The sequence below is a fragment of the Tumebacillus amylolyticus genome (genome assembly GCF_016722965.1).
Taxonomy (GTDB): domain Bacteria; phylum Bacillota; class Bacilli; order Tumebacillales; family Tumebacillaceae; genus Tumebacillus; species Tumebacillus amylolyticus.
Window position 1 is genome coordinate 297,763 of the sequence record NZ_JAEQNB010000001.1, and the last position, 17,623, is coordinate 315,385.

The window sequence follows — 17,623 nt, forward strand, 5'->3', positions numbered from 1 at the left end:
TTCGACTGATTGGTCGCGAGTTCCTTGCTTGCTGACCTGAACCGCATCGTCGTGATCGCAGGCAACGACTTGAACGACTTGGATGTCGCGAAGAACTTCTACGTGAAAAAAAGAACCCGATCCATAGCGGACGGGTTCTTTTTTTGTTATCCTGTAAGTGTAATAGAATTTACGGATTTTCTATAGTTAATTTAATTACAAATAGACGGAGGGGCCATCTATGAGCCTAAAGATCCTCAGCAGGGGGTTGTTCTCGACCCTGCAAGAAGCGTGTGAAGCCGGCGGTGCCATTGATACGTTTGCGCTGTATGCGTCCAATTTGTTGGTGGGCAACGGAGAAGGGGAAGCGGCGCTTGAGATCACGTTGCTCGGCCCGGAGATTCACTTCGAACGCGAGGCGTTGATCGCCATCTGCGGAGGAGACCTCGCCCCGTCGGTGGACGGCAAACTGATCCCGAACTGGCGACCTGTCTACGTGCACGCAGGCAGTACGCTGAAATTCACCGATGCCAAAAACGGGTTTCGTTCCTACCTCGCCGTCGCAGGCGGATTCGATGTCGAGAGTGCGCCGGAACGCCGCAAGTCCGACTTGCTGCATCTCGGACGACCGCTTCGAGAGGGGGACATCTTGAAGTTCGGCGAGTTGCCGGAGTCTGCCGCGAAGCAGTTCAATCGGTTGCGCGACGCAGCTCGCCACGAGACGTTTGCGACGACCGACTGGTTCGTCTCCCACGAAGTCATGCCGTCCTACAACGCCAAGCGTCGCATCCGCGTGTTGCGAAGCGACTCCTACGAGCAATTCTCAACCGGTTCCCGCGAGCGGGTGTTTGCCAGCCCGTTTCAGATGAAGCCGGAGACCAACCGTTTGAGCTATCGACTGGACGGAGTCTCGCTTCGAGTAGAGGAACCCACGATTGCCACATCGAACACCGTCAGCCCAAACCCGGCTCAAGTCGGGGCCATCTCCGTGCGGGAGGACCGCACTCCTTTCATCCAGATGTCCGCTCAATCGGACCCCACCCCTCACATCGCCCGCGTTATTCCCGTTGACTTCCCAGTCCTCTCACAAGTTCGTCCGGGCGAGCGAATCAAATTCCATGAAGTGTCACCCAACGAAGCCCAAGAACTGGCGTACCTGCGTCAGATGGGACTGCGCATTCTCAAAAACACGATTTTGTCTCTGCAAAGTCGTTAAACCAACCGATTCCGGCAGAAAGGAGATGTCGAGATGAACTTGTGGAAGTCGAGTATTTTCTGGCGAATTTATTTGCTCAACCTCGCAATCATCTGCGTTCTGTTGACTTCCATGTTCGCCATCTCGCGCGTGACGCTGCCGGACATCTCCCGTGGAAAATTCCAAGAGATCACCGACACCAGCGCCAACCGGCTCAAAGAGCAGGTGGGAAATGTGGTGGACTATCTTCATGAATTGACGACCTATGTCCAAGGAGACAAGGAATTTGCCTCCCACGACCCGGCGGTCATGCAATCCGAGTTGGTAGACCTCGTCAAAACCTCGGCCCTGATCGACAACGCGACGATCTCAGACGAGGACGGCATCGTCATCGCGTCCACGCCGGCCGATCTCTCGGACACGGTGGGCGAGTACATCGGCGACCGCGAATATGTGGTCAAGGCAATGGGGAATTCATCCGCCTACCTCAGCGACGTCAATTGGACCAACACCGGACGCCCCGTGCTCGTGATCTCCATCCCGATCTTGGACGAGAACGAACACCCGATGTATTGCATCAACCTCGCCTTGCGGTTGAGCGACAACAAACTGCTCTCCAACCTGTTTCAAAAAATCGACCTCGGCGCGGGCGGGTATGTGTACATTTTTGACCGCAACGGGCATTTGATCTCGCACCCCGATCACTACCGCATCGGCGAAGACATCTCGCAAAATGAAGTCGTGCAAGAAGTCTTGAAGCACCAAGACGCCGGGTATCGAAAAGTCACGAACACCAAGGGCATTCTCATGGACGCGTCGTTCGCCTTCGTGCCCGAAGTCGGTTGGGGCGTCGTCGCCCAAGTTCCCGATGCCGCATCGCTCGATTCGTTTTTCTCGTTTCGCAACACGCTGCAACTTCTCAGTCTGATCGTGCTCGTCCCGCTGGCGCTCGTCACGGCCCTGCTGGCGTTGCAGATTATCAAACCGATCCGCACGCTCTACGACGCCGTCGACCAAGTCGCACGCGGCGATTACGAGTCGGACCTCGCCTTGAAGGCTTCCAAGAACGAGATCGGGCAACTCTCCAAACGCTTCAATGAAATGTTCCAAACGATCCGCAACGCTCGTGAACAGATTGAATACCAAGCGCTCCACGACCCGCTGACCGGCTTGCCCAATCGCACGCTCTTGGCTGACCGCATCGGGCAGATGATCGCACACGCCGACCGCTCGCATACGCGGGTCGCCGTTGCGTTTCTCAACCTCGACCGCTTCAAGGCGATCAACGACTCACTGGGACACAGCATCGGAGACCGCTTGCTGTGCGAAGTGGCCCAGCGAATCAACGAGTATGTCTCGGACAGCGACACCGTCTCACGCATCGGAGGCGATGAATTCCTGCTGGCGATGCCGAACGTCGAACACATGCAAGACGTGCTGAGTGTCGTGCATGAGGTTTTGAAATCACTGAACATTCCCTTTTTGATCGACGGGCATGAACTGTTCCTGACGGCGTCGATCGGCATCTCGTTCTACCCAAGCGACGGACTGGGCGTGGAAGAGCTGATCAAAAACGCCGACATGGCGATGCACCGCGCCAAAGAACTCGGCCGCAACATCTGCCAATTGCACACCCCGGCGATGAACACCGAAGCCGAAGAACGGCTCGTGCTGGAAAACCACTTGCGCCGTGCGTTGGAACGAGAGGAATTTCTCGTCTACTACCAGCCGAAAATCGACCTCATCTCCGGACACATCGTCGGCATGGAAGCCCTCTTGCGCTGGAACCACAGCATCTGGGGCATGATCTCGCCTGCGAAATTCATCCCCATCGCCGAAGACACGGGGCTGATCGGGTCGATTGGCGAGTGGGTGTTGCGCACCGCCTGCGCGGACACCAAGCGCTGGCAAGACCTCGGCCTGCCGCCTCTGCGAGTGGCCGTCAACCTCTCTGCCCACCAAGTCCACCAACCGAACTTGGTGGAAACCGTCGAGGACATTTTAGAAAAAACGGGCCTGCACCCGCAGTACCTCGAACTCGAATTGACGGAAAGCATCCTCATGCAGAACACCGAAAACGTCATCGACACCCTGCATCGACTGCGCGAGATGGACATCGCCATCGCCATCGACGATTTCGGGATTGGCTATTCGTCGCTTTCCTACCTGCAACGCTTCCCGATCTCTACATTAAAAATCGACCAATCCTTCGTCTCGTCGATCGTCCGCACCGGAGACCGCATCGACGGCGTCATCGCCAAAGTCGTGCTCGCCCTCGCGCACAACCTCGGCCTCGAATCGGTCGCCGAAGGGGTGGAGACGCCGGACCAACAAGCGTTCTTGCAAGAAGCCGGTTGCGACTTCGCCCAAGGGTTCCTCTACAGCCGTCCTATCCCTGCACAAGACTTTGAATATTTACTGTTAAAAAACGAAAGTGCCTCTGTATAGAGCCCTTTCGTTTTTCTTTTTATATACAAGATTATGTATCAATTGAGTTTTGTGGTAGAATAAGATCTGTTATGTAAGGGGGAAAACCTTTACTAATATTCAAAAATGAGGGGTGTTGTGGGTGAGTCGTGTTCTTGTTTCCTCGATTATACAAAATATTCAAGTTTGCAAGCGAATTAACGACGAGCAATGGAAACACGAATTAGAAGTAGATGTAGAGCACATAATTAACATAAATAACACTGATGAAAAAATACGAGCGTCATTCGAGGAGCTTCCTATAAATGTAAAAAGGATTATTGACGAGTTTATTGGAGAAGAGACATTAACAGCAATTTCTAATAGAAATTCAGAAGCCATTGAAACCGTGCTGACTTGCTTGAAAATATACGCTTTCATGGGATATAAGCAAGGACAAGTAAAAAAACAGTACATAGAATCGCAACTATCTAACGCACATTTCAGCTTTATCGAAGACCAAACAAAGAAATCTCAAGAGTTTGTATCCTGTTTATTAATGGGCGGGGATTATTTAGATCATTTCAAAAACATCCTTCACCTGAACAAAGCCCATAAATTTAGCTATGTAGAATTTGCATTAGCGGTTGACTTGCGAAATGTTGATGATTTTGTAGAGAAACAAGAGCTAGAAGCTAGCCTTGAGACTGGTATTTCTCTTCATTTACCTTCAGTGGAGGCCGTTGATGCGGTACTATCTGAAGTAGAGACTAGTGCGGAATCCGATTACGTTAGCAAGTGCAGGGGTATCTTGCAAAGCGAAGGAGAGATAATTATTTTCATCCTTCGTCAAGATAAACGTTCTTCAATTAGAAAAGTAGATGAAATGGTTATTGACACATCTGCAGAATGGACAGTATTGCGTTTTGACGAACGAGCGAAAACTGTAAAAATCCGAAGCTTTTTCGAAATGGCAAACGAGTTTGCTAATAGAATACTGGGTTTAATGAATTCATCTACAGTACATTACTATGTACAATCTAGTAAGCATACAAGTAAGACACGACTTGTTTCGTTTATCCAGAACTTAATGGCAGGAGATATTCCATCGCTGTCAATTATTGAACTTAGGGTAGTTCCACAGAATATTCCCGGCAATCCTGAGTTTACAATAAAAAGGGTTTCGGAGCTTGTCACAATGCAACAGTCACTAAATGCTTTGGCTCATAGAAACAATGGTTTTAGGCTTTTTAGCGATATAGATGAAATTATTTACATCAAATTCGAGTACAACACCAGTAGTGGGAACAATATTTATCAACTCAAATTTAAGGGGATTGCGGGCACAACTGCTAAATCAATTGAGTTTTATGGTCGTGGCGGGCTAACTAGAATACGTAATATAAAGCAGTTGTTAGCGGATTATGGTGTGATGGTTAATGAAGGTGAGGTTGAAAATTAATGTCATCATCAATAGTTGTAGGGAAGAAGATACAGCCTGATCAATTACAGGGACATGCAGGGTTTCTAGTTCAACATAAATACGCCACTGTTACAGAAAGACAGTTTATCAATTGTATAGACGTAAAAAGATTTGGATTAGGTGAAAGCAGAAAAGGTTGTAATACCATAAATTATATTTCCGCAGGTACAGAAGTACTAAGTTGTCGCAATTGCGGGGAGGATCTTGAACTGTTTTTAGATTCGCCTCAGAGTGAGTTCGAGATCACAAAAATAAATTATCGAAAGATAATGCAAGATTGCTGTGACAAAATAATTGCTAGCGGAGTAATTAGAGAATATAACGAATTAGGAAATGGTGTATATACATTAATTGGTGATGATATAACAGGAGTGTTGGTGTTCAATTGTATAAACTTAGATATTGGGGTTGCAATTCAACAAATTATGGTTGGTGAGAAATTTTTCTGTGTGGATATTGATGGGGAGTCTACAATAAATACATCTGTTCACTATTGTAAAAAGTATAGCGTTCAGGAATGCTTGGAAGCAGATGACGTAACACTTAGAAGTGACTTAAAATACTTACCTAATAGTAGTCAGGTCAATGCATTAATGGAAAAACGCAATCAAGTGCGAAGTAGTTTAACAGAATTGGCCAAAAAGATCACATGGCAAACATATGAGGGGCCGTTTACGGATTTTGTTATAAGCAAAATTAGAGGAAGTCATAGAAAATTTGTTGAGTTTCAATATGTTGTATCAAACCATCCAGCATACAGTACAATACAAGTTCAAGTTGGAGGAGCCGGTAGAACCGACTATCGTTTAATACAAATGAACAGCTACCTAGATATCCTCTTTGATAAAAGTGTCATTATTGATGCAAAGCGATATTCGACAACAGAGATAAATAATGGAGTCTTGGAGAAAATTGAACATCATATAGCACATGATCCTACAGACCCTCGTAGAGCATTAATCATCACCTCAACAGATCATATAACATGCTGGGATGAACTAATTAATTGGTATAACATGACTGGCAAATATAAAATTGTTGTGCTCACTCCTCAAATTCTCGCATTCATACTTTGCTTTTTTGAACTCGAGGAGGAGATTTTAGATTATATGAGGGCCTTGGTGGCCCCTTGAGTAAAAAGCGCAAAATAGCTGAGGATTTTGAAAAAATATTGACAGAACAAGGCCTGACATCATATACTGAAAGCGTCTAATTTCTACCAATCCAACTCGTTAGTAAAAAGGAGGTCTACGTCAGATGTTTAACTTCAAATTTTGGGCTCGAGCCTTGAATCCAGTGTTTGGTAAACTTCATAGTGACGTAGAACAACCGTATGGATCGGTGATGGCACACTGACATTCCCTTGGCCGGGATTGTGAGGATGTGCGTACTAGAGCACCAGTTCAACCATAGGTCGCCGTTCTACGCGCGCACCTATGGTTTTTTGTTGCCCTTCTGGGGTCAGATACAGGAAGCCGTGGGAATCTCTAGGGATTTTTGCGGCTTCTTTTGTGTCTTGGTAACATCCAAATTTAGGAACTGGAACAGAAAAGGGGGACACTATGAAGATTTTTCTCGACCTGTTGTGGTACTTCAAGCGAGAGAAGCGGGCGTATGTGATCGGCGTCATCACGCTGTTGGTCATCGCCATGCTGGATATGATTCCGCCGTACGCAGTCGGCTTGATCGTGGACGGCGTCAAAGACCAGACGCTGACGATGAACTCGCTTCTGAAATGGGCCGCAACGATTGTGGGGGTGGCGATGGTTGTGTATTTCTTGCGCTTCCTCTGGCGGATCTTCCTGTTCGGGGCATCCTCTCGATTGGCAAGGCTTCTGCGCAACCGCCTGTACGAACATTTTACCAAGATGTCACCGCAATTTTTCCATCAACGTCGTACCGGCGATCTCATGGCGCATGCGACCAACGACATTTCGGCCATCGAATTGACGGCGGGGGACGGGGTTCTGACGCTGGTGGACTCGATCTCGATGGGCAGCATCGTCATTCTCACGATGGCGACCACGATTTCGTGGAAACTCACCCTGTTCGCGTTGCTTCCGATGCCGATCATGGCGTGGGCGTCCTCGCGCTACGGCAACATGATGCACGAACGATTCCACGCCGCTCAAGAAGCGTTCTCCACGATCAATGACAAAGTCCAAGAGAACATCTCCGGCGTTCGAGTTGTCAAAGCATTCGGTCAGGAAGAAGCGGAGAAAGCCGACTTCAAACGCCTGTCCGACGACGTGGTGGAGAAAAACATCCGCGTCGCGAAGATCGACGCGCTTTTTGACCCGACGATTCTGCTCGTGGTCGGATGCTCGTACCTCCTCTCCGTGGCGATCGGGGCGCGGTATGTCATGCACGGCGAGATCACGCTCGGGGAACTGACGCAGTTCACGATCTTGCTCGGTCATCTGATTTGGCCGATGCTGGCGTTCGGCTGGTTGTTCAACATCGTGGAGCGCGGTCGGGCTTCCTATGATCGTGTCGATGCTCTGCTGAACGTCAAAGCGACCGTCGTCAACCAAGAGGGCGCGACGGAGGACATTCCGACCGGCGAACTTCGCTACGAGATCAACACGTTCACCTACCCGGAAAAAGAGACCCCCGCCTTGCGGGATCTCCACATCACCCTGCCCCAAGGCCACACCCTTGGCATCGTCGGCAAAACGGGCGCGGGCAAGACCACCCTGTTGAAATTGTTGCTTCGCGAGTTCGACGTGACGAACGGTGATCTCAAGATCGGCGGCACGTCCATTTACGACACGACGTTGAGTTCCCTGCGTTCGGCCGTCGGGTATGTGCCGCAAGACCACTTCCTGTTCTCGGCGACACTTGCGGAGAATATCGCGTTCGGTCGACCCGAAGCCACGCAAGCGGAAATCGAGCAAGCGGCGAAATTGGCGTGCATCCACGACGACATCCTGCACTTTGCAGAAGGCTATGCCACGTTGGTCGGCGAACGCGGCGTAACGCTGTCCGGCGGACAAAAGCAACGCATCTCCATCGCGCGTGCCCTGCTGTTGAACCCGGAAGTGCTGATCCTCGACGATTCGCTGTCTGCCGTCGATGCGAAAACGGAAAAAGCGATCCTCGACGCTCTGCAAGCCAACCGTCAGAACAAAACCACCCTCATCTCGGCGCACCGTCTCAGCGCCATCGAGCACGCGGAGCAGATCATCGTCCTCGACGACGGCGCGATCTCCGAGCGGGGGACGCACGACCAATTGATGAACGAAGACCGTTGGTACGCGACGATGTACCAACGCCAGCAACTCGAATCTCTCGTTGCACAAGGAGGTGGCGCAGATGATCCTTCGGAGACTCGCCGCGTATCTCAAGCCACATCGTAAGACCCTGCTGATTGCTTTTTTGCTGTTGCTCTGCGGGACATCGGCAGAAGTTTGGACGCCGAAACTCGTGCAGATCTTCATCGACGATTACTTGACGCCGCGCAACTTCGACGTGAACGCGTTGACGTGGTTGGGCGCGGGCTTCATCCTGCTGCACATTGCGGCGGCCGGTTTTAACTACTTCCAACTGGTCATGTTCAACAAAATCGCCCAATGGGTCGTCCAGCAGTTGCGGATGGACGTGTTTGGCAAAGTCCAGCACTTGGGGCTGGAATTTTTTGATCGCACGCCGGCGGGGTCGCTGGTTTCGCGGATTACGAACGACACGGAAGCGGTCAAAGAGCTTTTTGTGAGCGTGCTTTCGACGTTTTTGCAGAACACGGTGTTTCTGATCGGGTGTTTTGCGATGATGTTCTTCCTCGACGTGAAGCTCGCGTCGTACTGCCTGCTGTTCATGCCGGTGGTTTTGGGCATTATGTGGCTGTATCGCTACTTCTCCACGAAGATCTACCACATTACGCGGGAGAAACTTTCGCAGTTGAACGCTAAACTCAACGAATCGATCTCCGGCATGAACATCATCCAAGCGTTCCGCCAAGAAGCGCGTCTGCGCAAGGATTTTGCAGAAACCAACAACGAGCATTACGTGGCGAACGTGCGCAACATCCGGTTGAACGGCCTGTTGCTGCGTCCGATCATGGATATGATGTACCTGTTTGCGTTGGTGTTGATTCTGTACTTTTTCGGCAAGCAGTCGTTTACGACGGTGGTGGAGGTGGGCGTGATCTATGCGTTCATCAACTACATCGAGCGTTTCTTCCAGCCGGTGATTCAGATGATGTTGCGCCTCTCGCAGATGCAGCAAGCGTTGGTCTCGGCGGAGCGGGTCTTCGTGCTCTTGGACGATGAGCGCATGGCACCGACGCAACAAGGGGCCGAGTCTCCGAAAGTCGGGGACGGCTCCATCGAATTCCGCGATGTGTCGTTCTCGTACGACGGGCAAACGGATGTGTTGAAGAACATCTCCTTCACCGCCAAACCGGGGCAGACGGTGGCACTGGTCGGGCATACGGGGAGCGGCAAGAGTTCGATCATCAACTTGCTGATGCGCTTCTACCCGCAGTATCGAGGGGAGATTCTCATCGACGGAGCTCCGTTGTCGGCGTTTGCCGATGAAGAGCTGCGGAAAAAAGTCGGGCTGGTCTTGCAAGACCCGTTCTTGTTCGTCGGGGACGTGAAAGGCAACATCCGACTGGCGAACGACGAGATCACCGACGAGCAGATTGTGGAAGCGGCGCAGTTCGTGCAAGCGGACGGCTTCATTCAAAAACTGCCGCAGGGGTATGAGGAACGAGTTGTCGAGCGCGGGGCGACGTTCTCCAGCGGTCAGCGTCAATTGCTCTCGTTCGCACGGACGATGGCGCTGAACCCGAAAGTGCTGGTGCTGGACGAAGCGACGGCGAGCGTGGACACGGAAACGGAAGAAGCGATCCAAGAAGCGTTGGAAAAAATGCGCAAAGGCCGCACCACCATCGCCATCGCGCACCGCCTCTCCACCATCCAAGACGCCGACTTGATCCTCGTCCTCCACCGAGGCGAAATCGTCGAACGAGGCACCCACCAAGAACTCCTCGCCAAAGAAGGCCTCTACCACAAAATGTACCTCCTCCAACTCGGGGGACTGGCCTCGTAATTTTTTTGAAAAAAGACGGCTCCCTTCACGTAGGGATGCCGTCTCTTTTTATAATGTGAATGTTATACTAGATGCAAACAGACCAATGGGGTGACTCATGGAACAACTGATGGACTTGAAAGTCGATTTCGCGTTTAAGCAAATCTTCGGCAAGGTGGGGAATGAAGCGATCTTGATCGCTTTTTTGAACGGCGTGCTGAATCCACCTGCTGACAATCGAATCAAGTTTGTCGAAATTCTCAATCCGGAGATGAACCGTGAGCATCTGGAGGACAAGGCCTCCGCTCTCGACATCCGAGCCCGTACGGAGCAGAACGTTCATGTGAACATTGAGATCCAGCTGGCGAATAAGTATGATATGGAGAAACGGACGCTGTACTACTGGTCGTGTCTGTACAATGACCAGATGAGCAAGGGGATGCCGTACACCCAACTGGACAAAACGATCACGATCAACATCTTGAACTATCGATTTTTGAAAGAGACGGATCGTTTTCATACGACGTTTCACCTGTACGAAGACCGGCAAAAGTTTTTGCTGACCGATATCATGGAAGTGCATTTCCTCGAACTCCCGAAGTTGATGGCCAAGTGGGATCAACAAGAAGTGAACCCTCACGAGGAAGATGTGGTTCGCTGGCTGTTGCTCCTGGAAGCGGACGACCGTACAGATATTCGAAAAGAACTGGAGGAGATTGCGATGGAGGACCCGGTCATGAAACAAGCGTTCGAAAAATGGGAAGAACTCAGCCGCGACCCGAAAAAGCTGGTCGAATATCGCATGCGGCAGAAGGCGATTTTAGATGCGCATGCATTGGAAAAAGAAGCGGAGATTCGCGGTAGTAAGCGTAAGCAAACGGAGATCGCGGAACGGCTTTTGAAAATGGGTATGGCATTGGAGCAAATCGTCGAAGCCACGGGGCTGTCCTTAAAGGAAGTCAAAACCATTGAAGAGCTCATGCACTAAAAAAAGCATCTGACCCTCTCTTGGGGGTTGGATGCTTTATTGTATGGGTCTTTTTACGTCCTTCAAGATAGGTCTTTCACACTATTCAAATTCATTCACATAGATGGGAAAATAAGTGTTGAAATCCTACATATGAGATTCAACGGGGTGGGGACATGACAACCAATCAAAAGTCGCTCGCAGGGGGTTGGAAGAATTCCCTGTGGCTGTTTTGGACGTTTACATTTGTTTTGAACTGGGTTGCTTTTTTCTACATTGGGGCGCGGGGGAAGCGGCCGTTGTGGATGATGGCGGGCTTCGTGTATGCGATCCCGACGGTTTTGTTGTTGGTTTTGGACAGGAGTTCGTCCTCGTGGGTGTGGGATGCGCTGGTGGTCTTGGTGCTCGGACTGGTCTCCATCATTCATGCGTTTCTGGTGCGCATGGAATACCTGCGTCTGCTGGTCGAGGAACGGGAGAAGCAAGTGCGAAAGTATCAGAGCTTGCAAAGCTTGATCGGCGAGTCGGAACCTGAACCCAAGGCGGAATCGGCCACGACGGACCCGACGGTTGAAGCGGCACCACCTCCGGCATCAGGTCCGAGATTGAATGCGATTTCGAATGTGGCGACAGATGCTGGAACTGATGTGCCATCAAGCCCTGTACCCGAACCTGCTCCTCCCTCCGACCTACCCGCCGCGCCAACGCCGAGCCCTGTCCGCCAGACCACTTCGCAAAAAATCGACGCCTTCGTCCTCGATGAACCGACCGACGAAGCGAGGTCGAGATCGAGCGTGCAAACCCTGCACGCCCAACCGCTCTCGATCATCAACCTCAACTCCGCAAGCGCCGAGGAAATTGCGAGCATCCCAAGCCTTACCCTCCTCCACGGCATGACGGCTGTCTCCATCCGCGAGACCCAAGGCCAATTCACCACCCTCGAACAATTCGTAGACTGCATCGGCCTCAAATCTCATGTCGCCGACCGCATCCGACCCTACGTCAACCTTTAGCCAAAAAACACCCTCCGCCCACGGGCAGGGTGTTTTTTTCCTTTTCCAGCCCCGTCACTTGTGAGACAATAGTGGTAAATCATGTCATTCCTATAAGAGCAAAGCGAGGGAACCCCAAAATGTCTCTTACCAAAAAAGGCTCCGCATGGGAGCTCGCACAGTCCTGGTACATCCTCTTGGCCTTCACCGGATTTTTTAGCTGGGCAGCGTTCCTCTACATCGGAATTCGCACAAACCAGCGCAAGTGGTGGGGCATGGGCATCGTGTATTTTCTGCCGTTTGCGGTCCTCTTCTTCTATGGAGCGCAGCATGGCTCCGGCTCTTGGCAGATGAACACGTTTGCCCCGATCTGGCTCGTGAGCATCGTCGCCACGATCGTCCACGCCTTTCTCGTGCGCAAGGAATTCCTCCTGCGACTCGCCGCACACGCGGAACTGAAGTGGAAAGCCAACCAAGACCTGAAAAACTCCATCGAACTCCAATACGACGTCGACCTTGACGACCCGCTTCACAAACGCAAACGCAACCCTCAACCTGCCCCTACCTCTGAAACGGCCGCGGGCTCCAACACCGTCAAACGCAACGCGACCGACTCGGACATGGTAAAATAAAACCAACCACAAACTCAACGAAGGAGTGACCCCCATGTCTTCGAACCTCGTCACACTGCAATGGCTCGCCGACCACTTGAACGACGCCGATGTAAAAATTCTCGATTGCCGCTTCGCCCTCGGGCAACCGCATTCCGGACGCGAAGTGTATCTCCAAGACCACATCCCCGGCGCGTTTTACTGCGATCTCGAACAAGACCTCTCGTCCAAAGTCGAGACGCACGGCGGCCGCCACCCGCTCCCGAACCTCGACGAACTCGCGGCAAAACTCGGCGGGATCGGCATCGACGCCACGACCACCGTCGTCGCCTACGATGACCAAGGCGGCGCGATGGCCTCCCGCCTCTGGTGGTTGCTGCGCTACCTCGGCCACGAGCAGACCTTCGTCCTCGACGGCACCTACTCGCATTGGAAGTCTGCCGGTCTCCCCTCGACGTCCGAACTCCCGACAGCCGAACCCAAAACCTTCACCCCGTCGATCCAAGACGCACACGTTCTCCACATCGACGATTTGAAAAAACGCCTCGGCAACCCCGGCGTCACACTCATCGACGCTCGCGAAGAACGTCGCTATCTCGGCCTCGAAGAACCGATCGACCCGGTCGCCGGCCACATCCCGTCTGCCGTCAACCACTTCTGGAAAGACTCCCTGACAGACGCCGGCACATGGAAACCGGCAGACGCCCAACGCGCCCGCTTCGCAGACGTACACGCCGACGACGAGATCATCGTCTACTGCGGCTCCGGCGTCACCGCGACGCCGAACATCCTCGCCCTGCGCGAAGCCGGGTTCCAAAACGTCAAACTCTACGCGGGAAGCTGGAGCGACTGGGTGTCCTACCCTGAAAACCCGATCGCCACGAAAAAAGGCGAGTAACGACTCATGTCGCACCCGCCGCGCATCCTCGTCGTCGAAGGCAAAACCGACCGTACCCGGCTCTTGCAAGTTCTGACCGAGCCGGTGGAATTCGTGCTGACATACGGCACGATGAGCGATGACAAGTTGGAAGCGTTGATCTGGCCTTTGGTCGACGAGGACGACGTCTACATCCTCGTCGACGCCGACGGCCCCGGCAACAAACTGCGCACGATCTTAAAACGAGAACTCCCCAACGCCCGCCACCTCTACACGCGCAGACTCTACCGCGAAGTGGCCACCACACCGCTTGAGCACCTCGCCGAGATCCTCCACCGCGAACATTTTGAAGTTCGCGCGGAACTTCTCCCCGAGAACCGCCCGCCGGAGGGCAAGCAGACATAAAAGCGTCACGAAGCAACCTCCCCGAGGTTGCTTTTTTTCTGCTATCATAGAACCGAAACCCACAAAAGTGAGGGAACCTACATGTTGAAAAAATTCGTCTCTCTCGGCAGCGTGATGATGCTGCTTTCCGTTGCCATCGGCGCGTTCGGCGCACATGCGTTGAAACCGGTGCTCGTGGAGAACAACTTGCAATCCACCTTTGAGACCGGTGTGCATTACCACATGATCCACGCCCTCGCGATCTTGTTCGTCGCCCTGATGGCCGACAAGTTCCCGAAGAGTCCGAAACTGCTGAACGCAGCCGCCTGGCTGTTTTTTGTCGGCATCTTGCTGTTCTCGTTCTCGCTCTACATCTTGGCGATCACCAACATCACCATCCTCGGTGCGATCACCCCGCTTGGCGGAGTGTGCTTCCTCGTCGGCTGGGCCCTGCTCGCGCTCGCCGCTGCACGAAGCACGCGCTGACGGTACGACCGAACCCCCCTTTCCCACATCGAAAGGGGGTTTTTTTATACCTTCCAACACATACTACCCGTACCATGCAAAGGAGGTGATTCCATGTATCGACGGTTTCGCAGGAAGCGAAACTCGCTCCAAGACAGGCCGGAAGAACGGACGACCTCGAAGCAAGACGAAGACCGCGAGCAGCACAACGACCGCGAGGAAGAGTTTGACGCGCTCAACCGTCAGTATGTGGAACAACTTCGCGAGATCCCGATCCACCATGACTTGAACGACAACCGCAGATACTTGGAGTACCTCTTCAGTGACTGCTCCGATTGCATCATCCGACCGTTTCGGATCGAAGGTTCCCGTGAAGCGTTCGCCCTGTTCGTGGACGGGTTGATCGACACGGCGGAAGTCAACCGCACGCTCAAGGCGATGATGATTGACGAAGGGGGAGTCGGCAACGCCGAACGTCTGGCCTCCGAATCGGTGCCCGCTTCCCAACTGGACGACGTCGACAACTACGGAGACTTGTTGCTCGCCGTGCTGGGCGGTGACACCGGCGTGTTCATCGAGGGCAATGGACGAGCGCTGCTGCTCGGGTTGCGCGGGATGAGCACCCGCTCGATCTCGGAGCCTGAGACAGAAGCGGTCGTCCGCGGCCCGCGTGAAGGATTCATCGAGAATCTTCGCACGAACACCTCTTTGCTTCGCCGCAAGCTGAAAACCCCCAACTTGAAGATGAAAGCGATGGTCGTCGGCAACCAGACGAACACCTCCATCGCCATCGCCTATCTGGAAGGCATCGTCGACCCCGCGACGGTCGACGAAGTCGTCGGACGCATCTCGAACATTCAGATCGACGGCGTGCTGGAATCCGGCTACATTGAAGAACTGATCCAAGACAGCACCTACTCGCCGTTTCCGCAAGTTCAATACTCGGAGCGGCCCGACACGGTGGCGGCCTCGTTGCTCGAAGGGCGGGTCGCTATTTTTGTCGACGGCACTCCGTTTGTACTCATCGTGCCGACGACGTTCTGGCAACTGCTCCAAGCGAACGAGGACTACTACGAGCGCTTCCAGATGGCGACGCTCATCCGCTGGTTGCGGTACGTGTTTCTCTTCATCGCGTTGCTGATGCCGTCGCTGTACATCGCCATTTCAACGTTTCACCAAAGCATGTTACCGACCACCCTCTTGCTCTCGGTGGCGGCGGCCCGCGAAACCATCCCGTTCCCCGCCGTCGTGGAAGCGTTCATCATGGAGATCGCTTTCGAAGCATTGCGCGAAGCCGGGGTGCGCTTGCCCAAAACGGTCGGCCAAGCCGTCTCCATCCTCGGAGCCCTCGTCGTGGGGCAAGCGTCCGTTCAAGCGGGCATCGTGTCAGCCCCGATGGTCATCATCGTCTCGATCACCGGGATTGCTTCGTTCACCATCCCGCGCTACAACGCGGCGATTACGTTGCGTATGCTGCGCTTCCCGCTGATGATCTTGGCTTCGATTTTCGGCATGTACGGCATCTTGATCGGTGTGATGTTCATCCTCGGGCACATGGCGAATTTGCGCTCGTTTGGCATCCCGTATCTCTCTCCGACAGGCCCGCTCTCGTCAAACGACCTGCGCGACGTCCTGATCCGTGCGCCGTGGACGGAGATGTCGAAGCGCCCGTCGTTCCTCGACATTCAAGATACACGCCGCGCCGGCAAACAAATGATCGAGGACGTGGACAGCACCTCGGGGCAAAAAGGGATCGGCATCCCTCACCCGAGCGTTGAGGGGGAGTCTGACGCATGAGTTCATCGAAGAAAAAGACACTCGGCAACTCCTCCCGCCTGCTTTTGATTCTGATCTTATCCACGTTGCCCTTCTCCTTCGGATGCTGGGACCGCACCGAAATCAACGACATCGCCATCGTCGTCTCGACGGCGTTTGACCTCGACCCCGACGGCAAATACCGCGTCACCTGCCAGATGGCGTTGCCCGGACAGATGGGCGGTTCCAACGGCGGCGGCGGCGGAACGAGCGGTCAGAAAAGCTACTATGTGGACTCCGAAACGGGGAACACCATCCGGGAAGCCAACGCTCGCCAACAAGCGCGACTGTCGCGGCAACTGTTTTTTGCACATCGACGGGTGCTGATCATCGGCGAAGAACTTGCCAAACAAGGCATCCGGGAAATCTTCGACGTCGTGGCGCGCGTGCCGGAGAACCGCTTGACCTCCAACATCGTCATTGCCAAGGGCAAAGGCTACGACCTGCTCAACGCGCAACCGCAATTCGAACGGTTCTCCGCAGAAGCGATGCGCGAAATCCTTCAGTCGGACAACATGATCGAAATCAACATGAAGGACGTCGCCCAAGAACTCAGCCAGGTCGGCACCGACCCGTTGATTCCGCTCATGATGCCGGTCCAGACCACCAAAGGCAAGCAAAAATCGACCGAAACCCAATTCATCGGCTACGCGCAGTTCCACGATGACCGCTACGTCGGCCCGATCCAAGACGAAGCCGCTCAGGGCATCTACTGGATTCGGCAGCGATTCAAACCTTACACCACATCGTTTGAGAACAAACAGTTCGGGAAGATCGCCATCAACGTCTACAAAGGCAAATCAGAAGTCATCCCCCATCTGGGATCGGACCACATCACGTTCGACGTGCGGATCAACGCCAACTGCTACATCACCGAAGCCGAACAGGGGATCGATTTCGGCATGTCGGAGAACATCCAAAAAGTGGAGGGTGTGTTCGACCAAAAAATCAAACAGAGCGTACAAGCCGCCATCGCCGAAATCAAAAACCACAAGTCCGATTCCGGTCAACTCGGGTTGGTCATCGCCCGCAACTACCCGCGCCAATGGCAAGACAAATACGAGAAACACTGGTATGCCGAACTCCAAAAAGCAGAGTTTAAGATCTCCGTGAACACCGAAGTCGCCCGTGTCGGTCTAATCTCGGAGAACATCGCCAAGAAGGAGGTAACGGAATGACGTTAGGCTATGTAATTGTGTTCACCGGGGGATTCCTCGCCACGCTTTGGGGGGACAAAAAGGAATTGAAGCATGCCAAAAAAGCCGAAAAGGGCATCTATTGGGGCATCGCCCTCTGCGCCTCCTCGTTTTTCGTCTGCTCCTATGCCAATGTCCACGTCCCGATGCCGACCGAACTCGTCGTGTACGAGATCGCCCCGTGGTTCCACCAAATCACCCAAAACTTGAGGAGTTGAGGCA

General features: G+C 53.1%; 15 protein-coding genes. All 15 read left to right on the forward strand.

Features of this window, described 5'->3' with window-relative positions; genetic code table 11:
• Positions 1–220 precede the first annotated feature (220 nt).
• Positions 221–1,195: a 5-oxoprolinase subunit C family protein gene (locus JJB07_RS01465; protein WP_201630514.1), complete on the forward strand. Its 975-nt coding sequence runs from the start codon at positions 221–223 to the stop codon at positions 1,193–1,195.
• A 33-nt stretch (positions 1,196–1,228) separates the two neighbouring features.
• Positions 1,229–3,622: a bifunctional diguanylate cyclase/phosphodiesterase gene (locus JJB07_RS01470; protein WP_201630516.1), complete on the forward strand. Its 2,394-nt coding sequence runs from the start codon at positions 1,229–1,231 to the stop codon at positions 3,620–3,622.
• Between the two features lie 121 nt (positions 3,623–3,743).
• Positions 3,744–5,042 (forward strand): hypothetical protein, encoded by a 1,299-nt coding sequence (locus tag JJB07_RS01475; protein WP_201630518.1) that lies wholly within the window; start codon positions 3,744–3,746, stop codon positions 5,040–5,042.
• Positions 5,042–6,196 (forward strand): hypothetical protein, encoded by a 1,155-nt coding sequence (locus JJB07_RS01480; RefSeq protein WP_201630520.1) that lies wholly within the window; start codon positions 5,042–5,044, stop codon positions 6,194–6,196. The genes JJB07_RS01475 and JJB07_RS01480 overlap by 1 nt, the downstream gene beginning before the upstream one ends.
• Before the next feature lie 429 nt (positions 6,197–6,625).
• Positions 6,626–8,422 (forward strand): ABC transporter transmembrane domain-containing protein, encoded by a 1,797-nt coding sequence (locus JJB07_RS01485; protein WP_201630522.1) that lies wholly within the window; start codon positions 6,626–6,628, stop codon positions 8,420–8,422.
• A complete protein-coding gene (locus JJB07_RS01490; protein ID WP_201630524.1) occupies positions 8,379–10,115 on the forward strand; it encodes an ABC transporter ATP-binding protein in 1,737 nt (578 codons plus the stop codon). The genes JJB07_RS01485 and JJB07_RS01490 overlap by 44 nt, the downstream gene beginning before the upstream one ends.
• A gap of 97 nt (positions 10,116–10,212) precedes the next feature.
• Positions 10,213–11,082 carry an Rpn family recombination-promoting nuclease/putative transposase gene (locus tag JJB07_RS01495; RefSeq protein ID WP_201630526.1) on the forward strand — a complete coding sequence of 290 codons (870 nt, stop codon included), beginning with the start codon at positions 10,213–10,215 and terminating at the stop codon, positions 11,080–11,082.
• Between the two features lie 155 nt (positions 11,083–11,237).
• Positions 11,238–12,074: a ComEA family DNA-binding protein gene (locus JJB07_RS01500; RefSeq protein ID WP_201630528.1), complete on the forward strand. Its 837-nt coding sequence runs from the start codon at positions 11,238–11,240 to the stop codon at positions 12,072–12,074.
• A gap of 119 nt (positions 12,075–12,193) precedes the next feature.
• Positions 12,194–12,685, forward strand: coding sequence for a hypothetical protein (locus JJB07_RS01505; protein WP_201630530.1), 492 nt, complete (start codon positions 12,194–12,196; stop codon positions 12,683–12,685).
• Positions 12,686–12,719: 34 nt separating this feature from the next.
• Positions 12,720–13,562, forward strand: coding sequence for a sulfurtransferase (locus tag JJB07_RS01510; RefSeq protein ID WP_201630532.1), 843 nt, complete (start codon positions 12,720–12,722; stop codon positions 13,560–13,562).
• A 6-nt stretch (positions 13,563–13,568) separates the two neighbouring features.
• Positions 13,569–13,946 carry a toprim domain-containing protein gene (locus JJB07_RS01515; protein ID WP_201630534.1) on the forward strand — a complete coding sequence of 126 codons (378 nt, stop codon included), beginning with the start codon at positions 13,569–13,571 and terminating at the stop codon, positions 13,944–13,946.
• Between the two features lie 81 nt (positions 13,947–14,027).
• A complete protein-coding gene (locus JJB07_RS01520) occupies positions 14,028–14,411 on the forward strand; it encodes a DUF423 domain-containing protein (RefSeq protein ID WP_201630536.1) in 384 nt (127 codons plus the stop codon).
• 93 nt (positions 14,412–14,504) lie between these two features.
• Positions 14,505–16,187 carry a spore germination protein gene (locus JJB07_RS01525; protein ID WP_201630538.1) on the forward strand — a complete coding sequence of 561 codons (1,683 nt, stop codon included), beginning with the start codon at positions 14,505–14,507 and terminating at the stop codon, positions 16,185–16,187.
• Entirely contained in the window at positions 16,184–17,383 is a 1,200-nt protein-coding gene (locus JJB07_RS01530) for a Ger(x)C family spore germination protein (protein WP_201630540.1), read from the forward strand. The genes JJB07_RS01525 and JJB07_RS01530 overlap by 4 nt, the downstream gene beginning before the upstream one ends.
• Positions 17,380–17,619, forward strand: coding sequence for a hypothetical protein (locus JJB07_RS01535; RefSeq protein ID WP_201630542.1), 240 nt, complete (start codon positions 17,380–17,382; stop codon positions 17,617–17,619). Before JJB07_RS01530 ends, JJB07_RS01535 begins: the two co-directional genes overlap by 4 nt.
• Positions 17,620–17,623 lie beyond the last annotated feature (4 nt).

Excerpts from the sequence above, each read along its gene's own strand:
- JJB07_RS01535 (WP_201630542.1), top strand. The coding sequence starts at position 17,380 with ATGACGTTAGGCTATGTAATTGTGTTCACCGGGGGATTCCTCGCCACG.
- JJB07_RS01495 (WP_201630526.1), top strand. The coding sequence starts at position 10,213 with ATGGAACAACTGATGGACTTGAAAGTCGATTTCGCGTTTAAGCAAATC.
- JJB07_RS01480 (WP_201630520.1), top strand. The coding sequence starts at position 5,042 with ATGTCATCATCAATAGTTGTAGGGAAGAAGATACAGCCTGATCAATTA.
- JJB07_RS01530 (WP_201630540.1), top strand. The coding sequence starts at position 16,184 with ATGAGTTCATCGAAGAAAAAGACACTCGGCAACTCCTCCCGCCTGCTT.
- JJB07_RS01500 (WP_201630528.1), top strand. The coding sequence starts at position 11,238 with ATGACAACCAATCAAAAGTCGCTCGCAGGGGGTTGGAAGAATTCCCTG.
- JJB07_RS01505 (WP_201630530.1), top strand. The coding sequence starts at position 12,194 with ATGTCTCTTACCAAAAAAGGCTCCGCATGGGAGCTCGCACAGTCCTGG.
- JJB07_RS01485 (WP_201630522.1), top strand. The coding sequence starts at position 6,626 with ATGAAGATTTTTCTCGACCTGTTGTGGTACTTCAAGCGAGAGAAGCGG.
- JJB07_RS01525 (WP_201630538.1), top strand. The coding sequence starts at position 14,505 with ATGTATCGACGGTTTCGCAGGAAGCGAAACTCGCTCCAAGACAGGCCG.
- JJB07_RS01490 (WP_201630524.1), top strand. The coding sequence starts at position 8,379 with ATGATCCTTCGGAGACTCGCCGCGTATCTCAAGCCACATCGTAAGACC.
- JJB07_RS01520 (WP_201630536.1), top strand. The coding sequence starts at position 14,028 with ATGTTGAAAAAATTCGTCTCTCTCGGCAGCGTGATGATGCTGCTTTCC.
- JJB07_RS01510 (WP_201630532.1), top strand. The coding sequence starts at position 12,720 with ATGTCTTCGAACCTCGTCACACTGCAATGGCTCGCCGACCACTTGAAC.
- JJB07_RS01470 (WP_201630516.1), top strand. The coding sequence starts at position 1,229 with ATGAACTTGTGGAAGTCGAGTATTTTCTGGCGAATTTATTTGCTCAAC.
- JJB07_RS01465 (WP_201630514.1), top strand. The coding sequence starts at position 221 with ATGAGCCTAAAGATCCTCAGCAGGGGGTTGTTCTCGACCCTGCAAGAA.
- JJB07_RS01515 (WP_201630534.1), top strand. The coding sequence starts at position 13,569 with ATGTCGCACCCGCCGCGCATCCTCGTCGTCGAAGGCAAAACCGACCGT.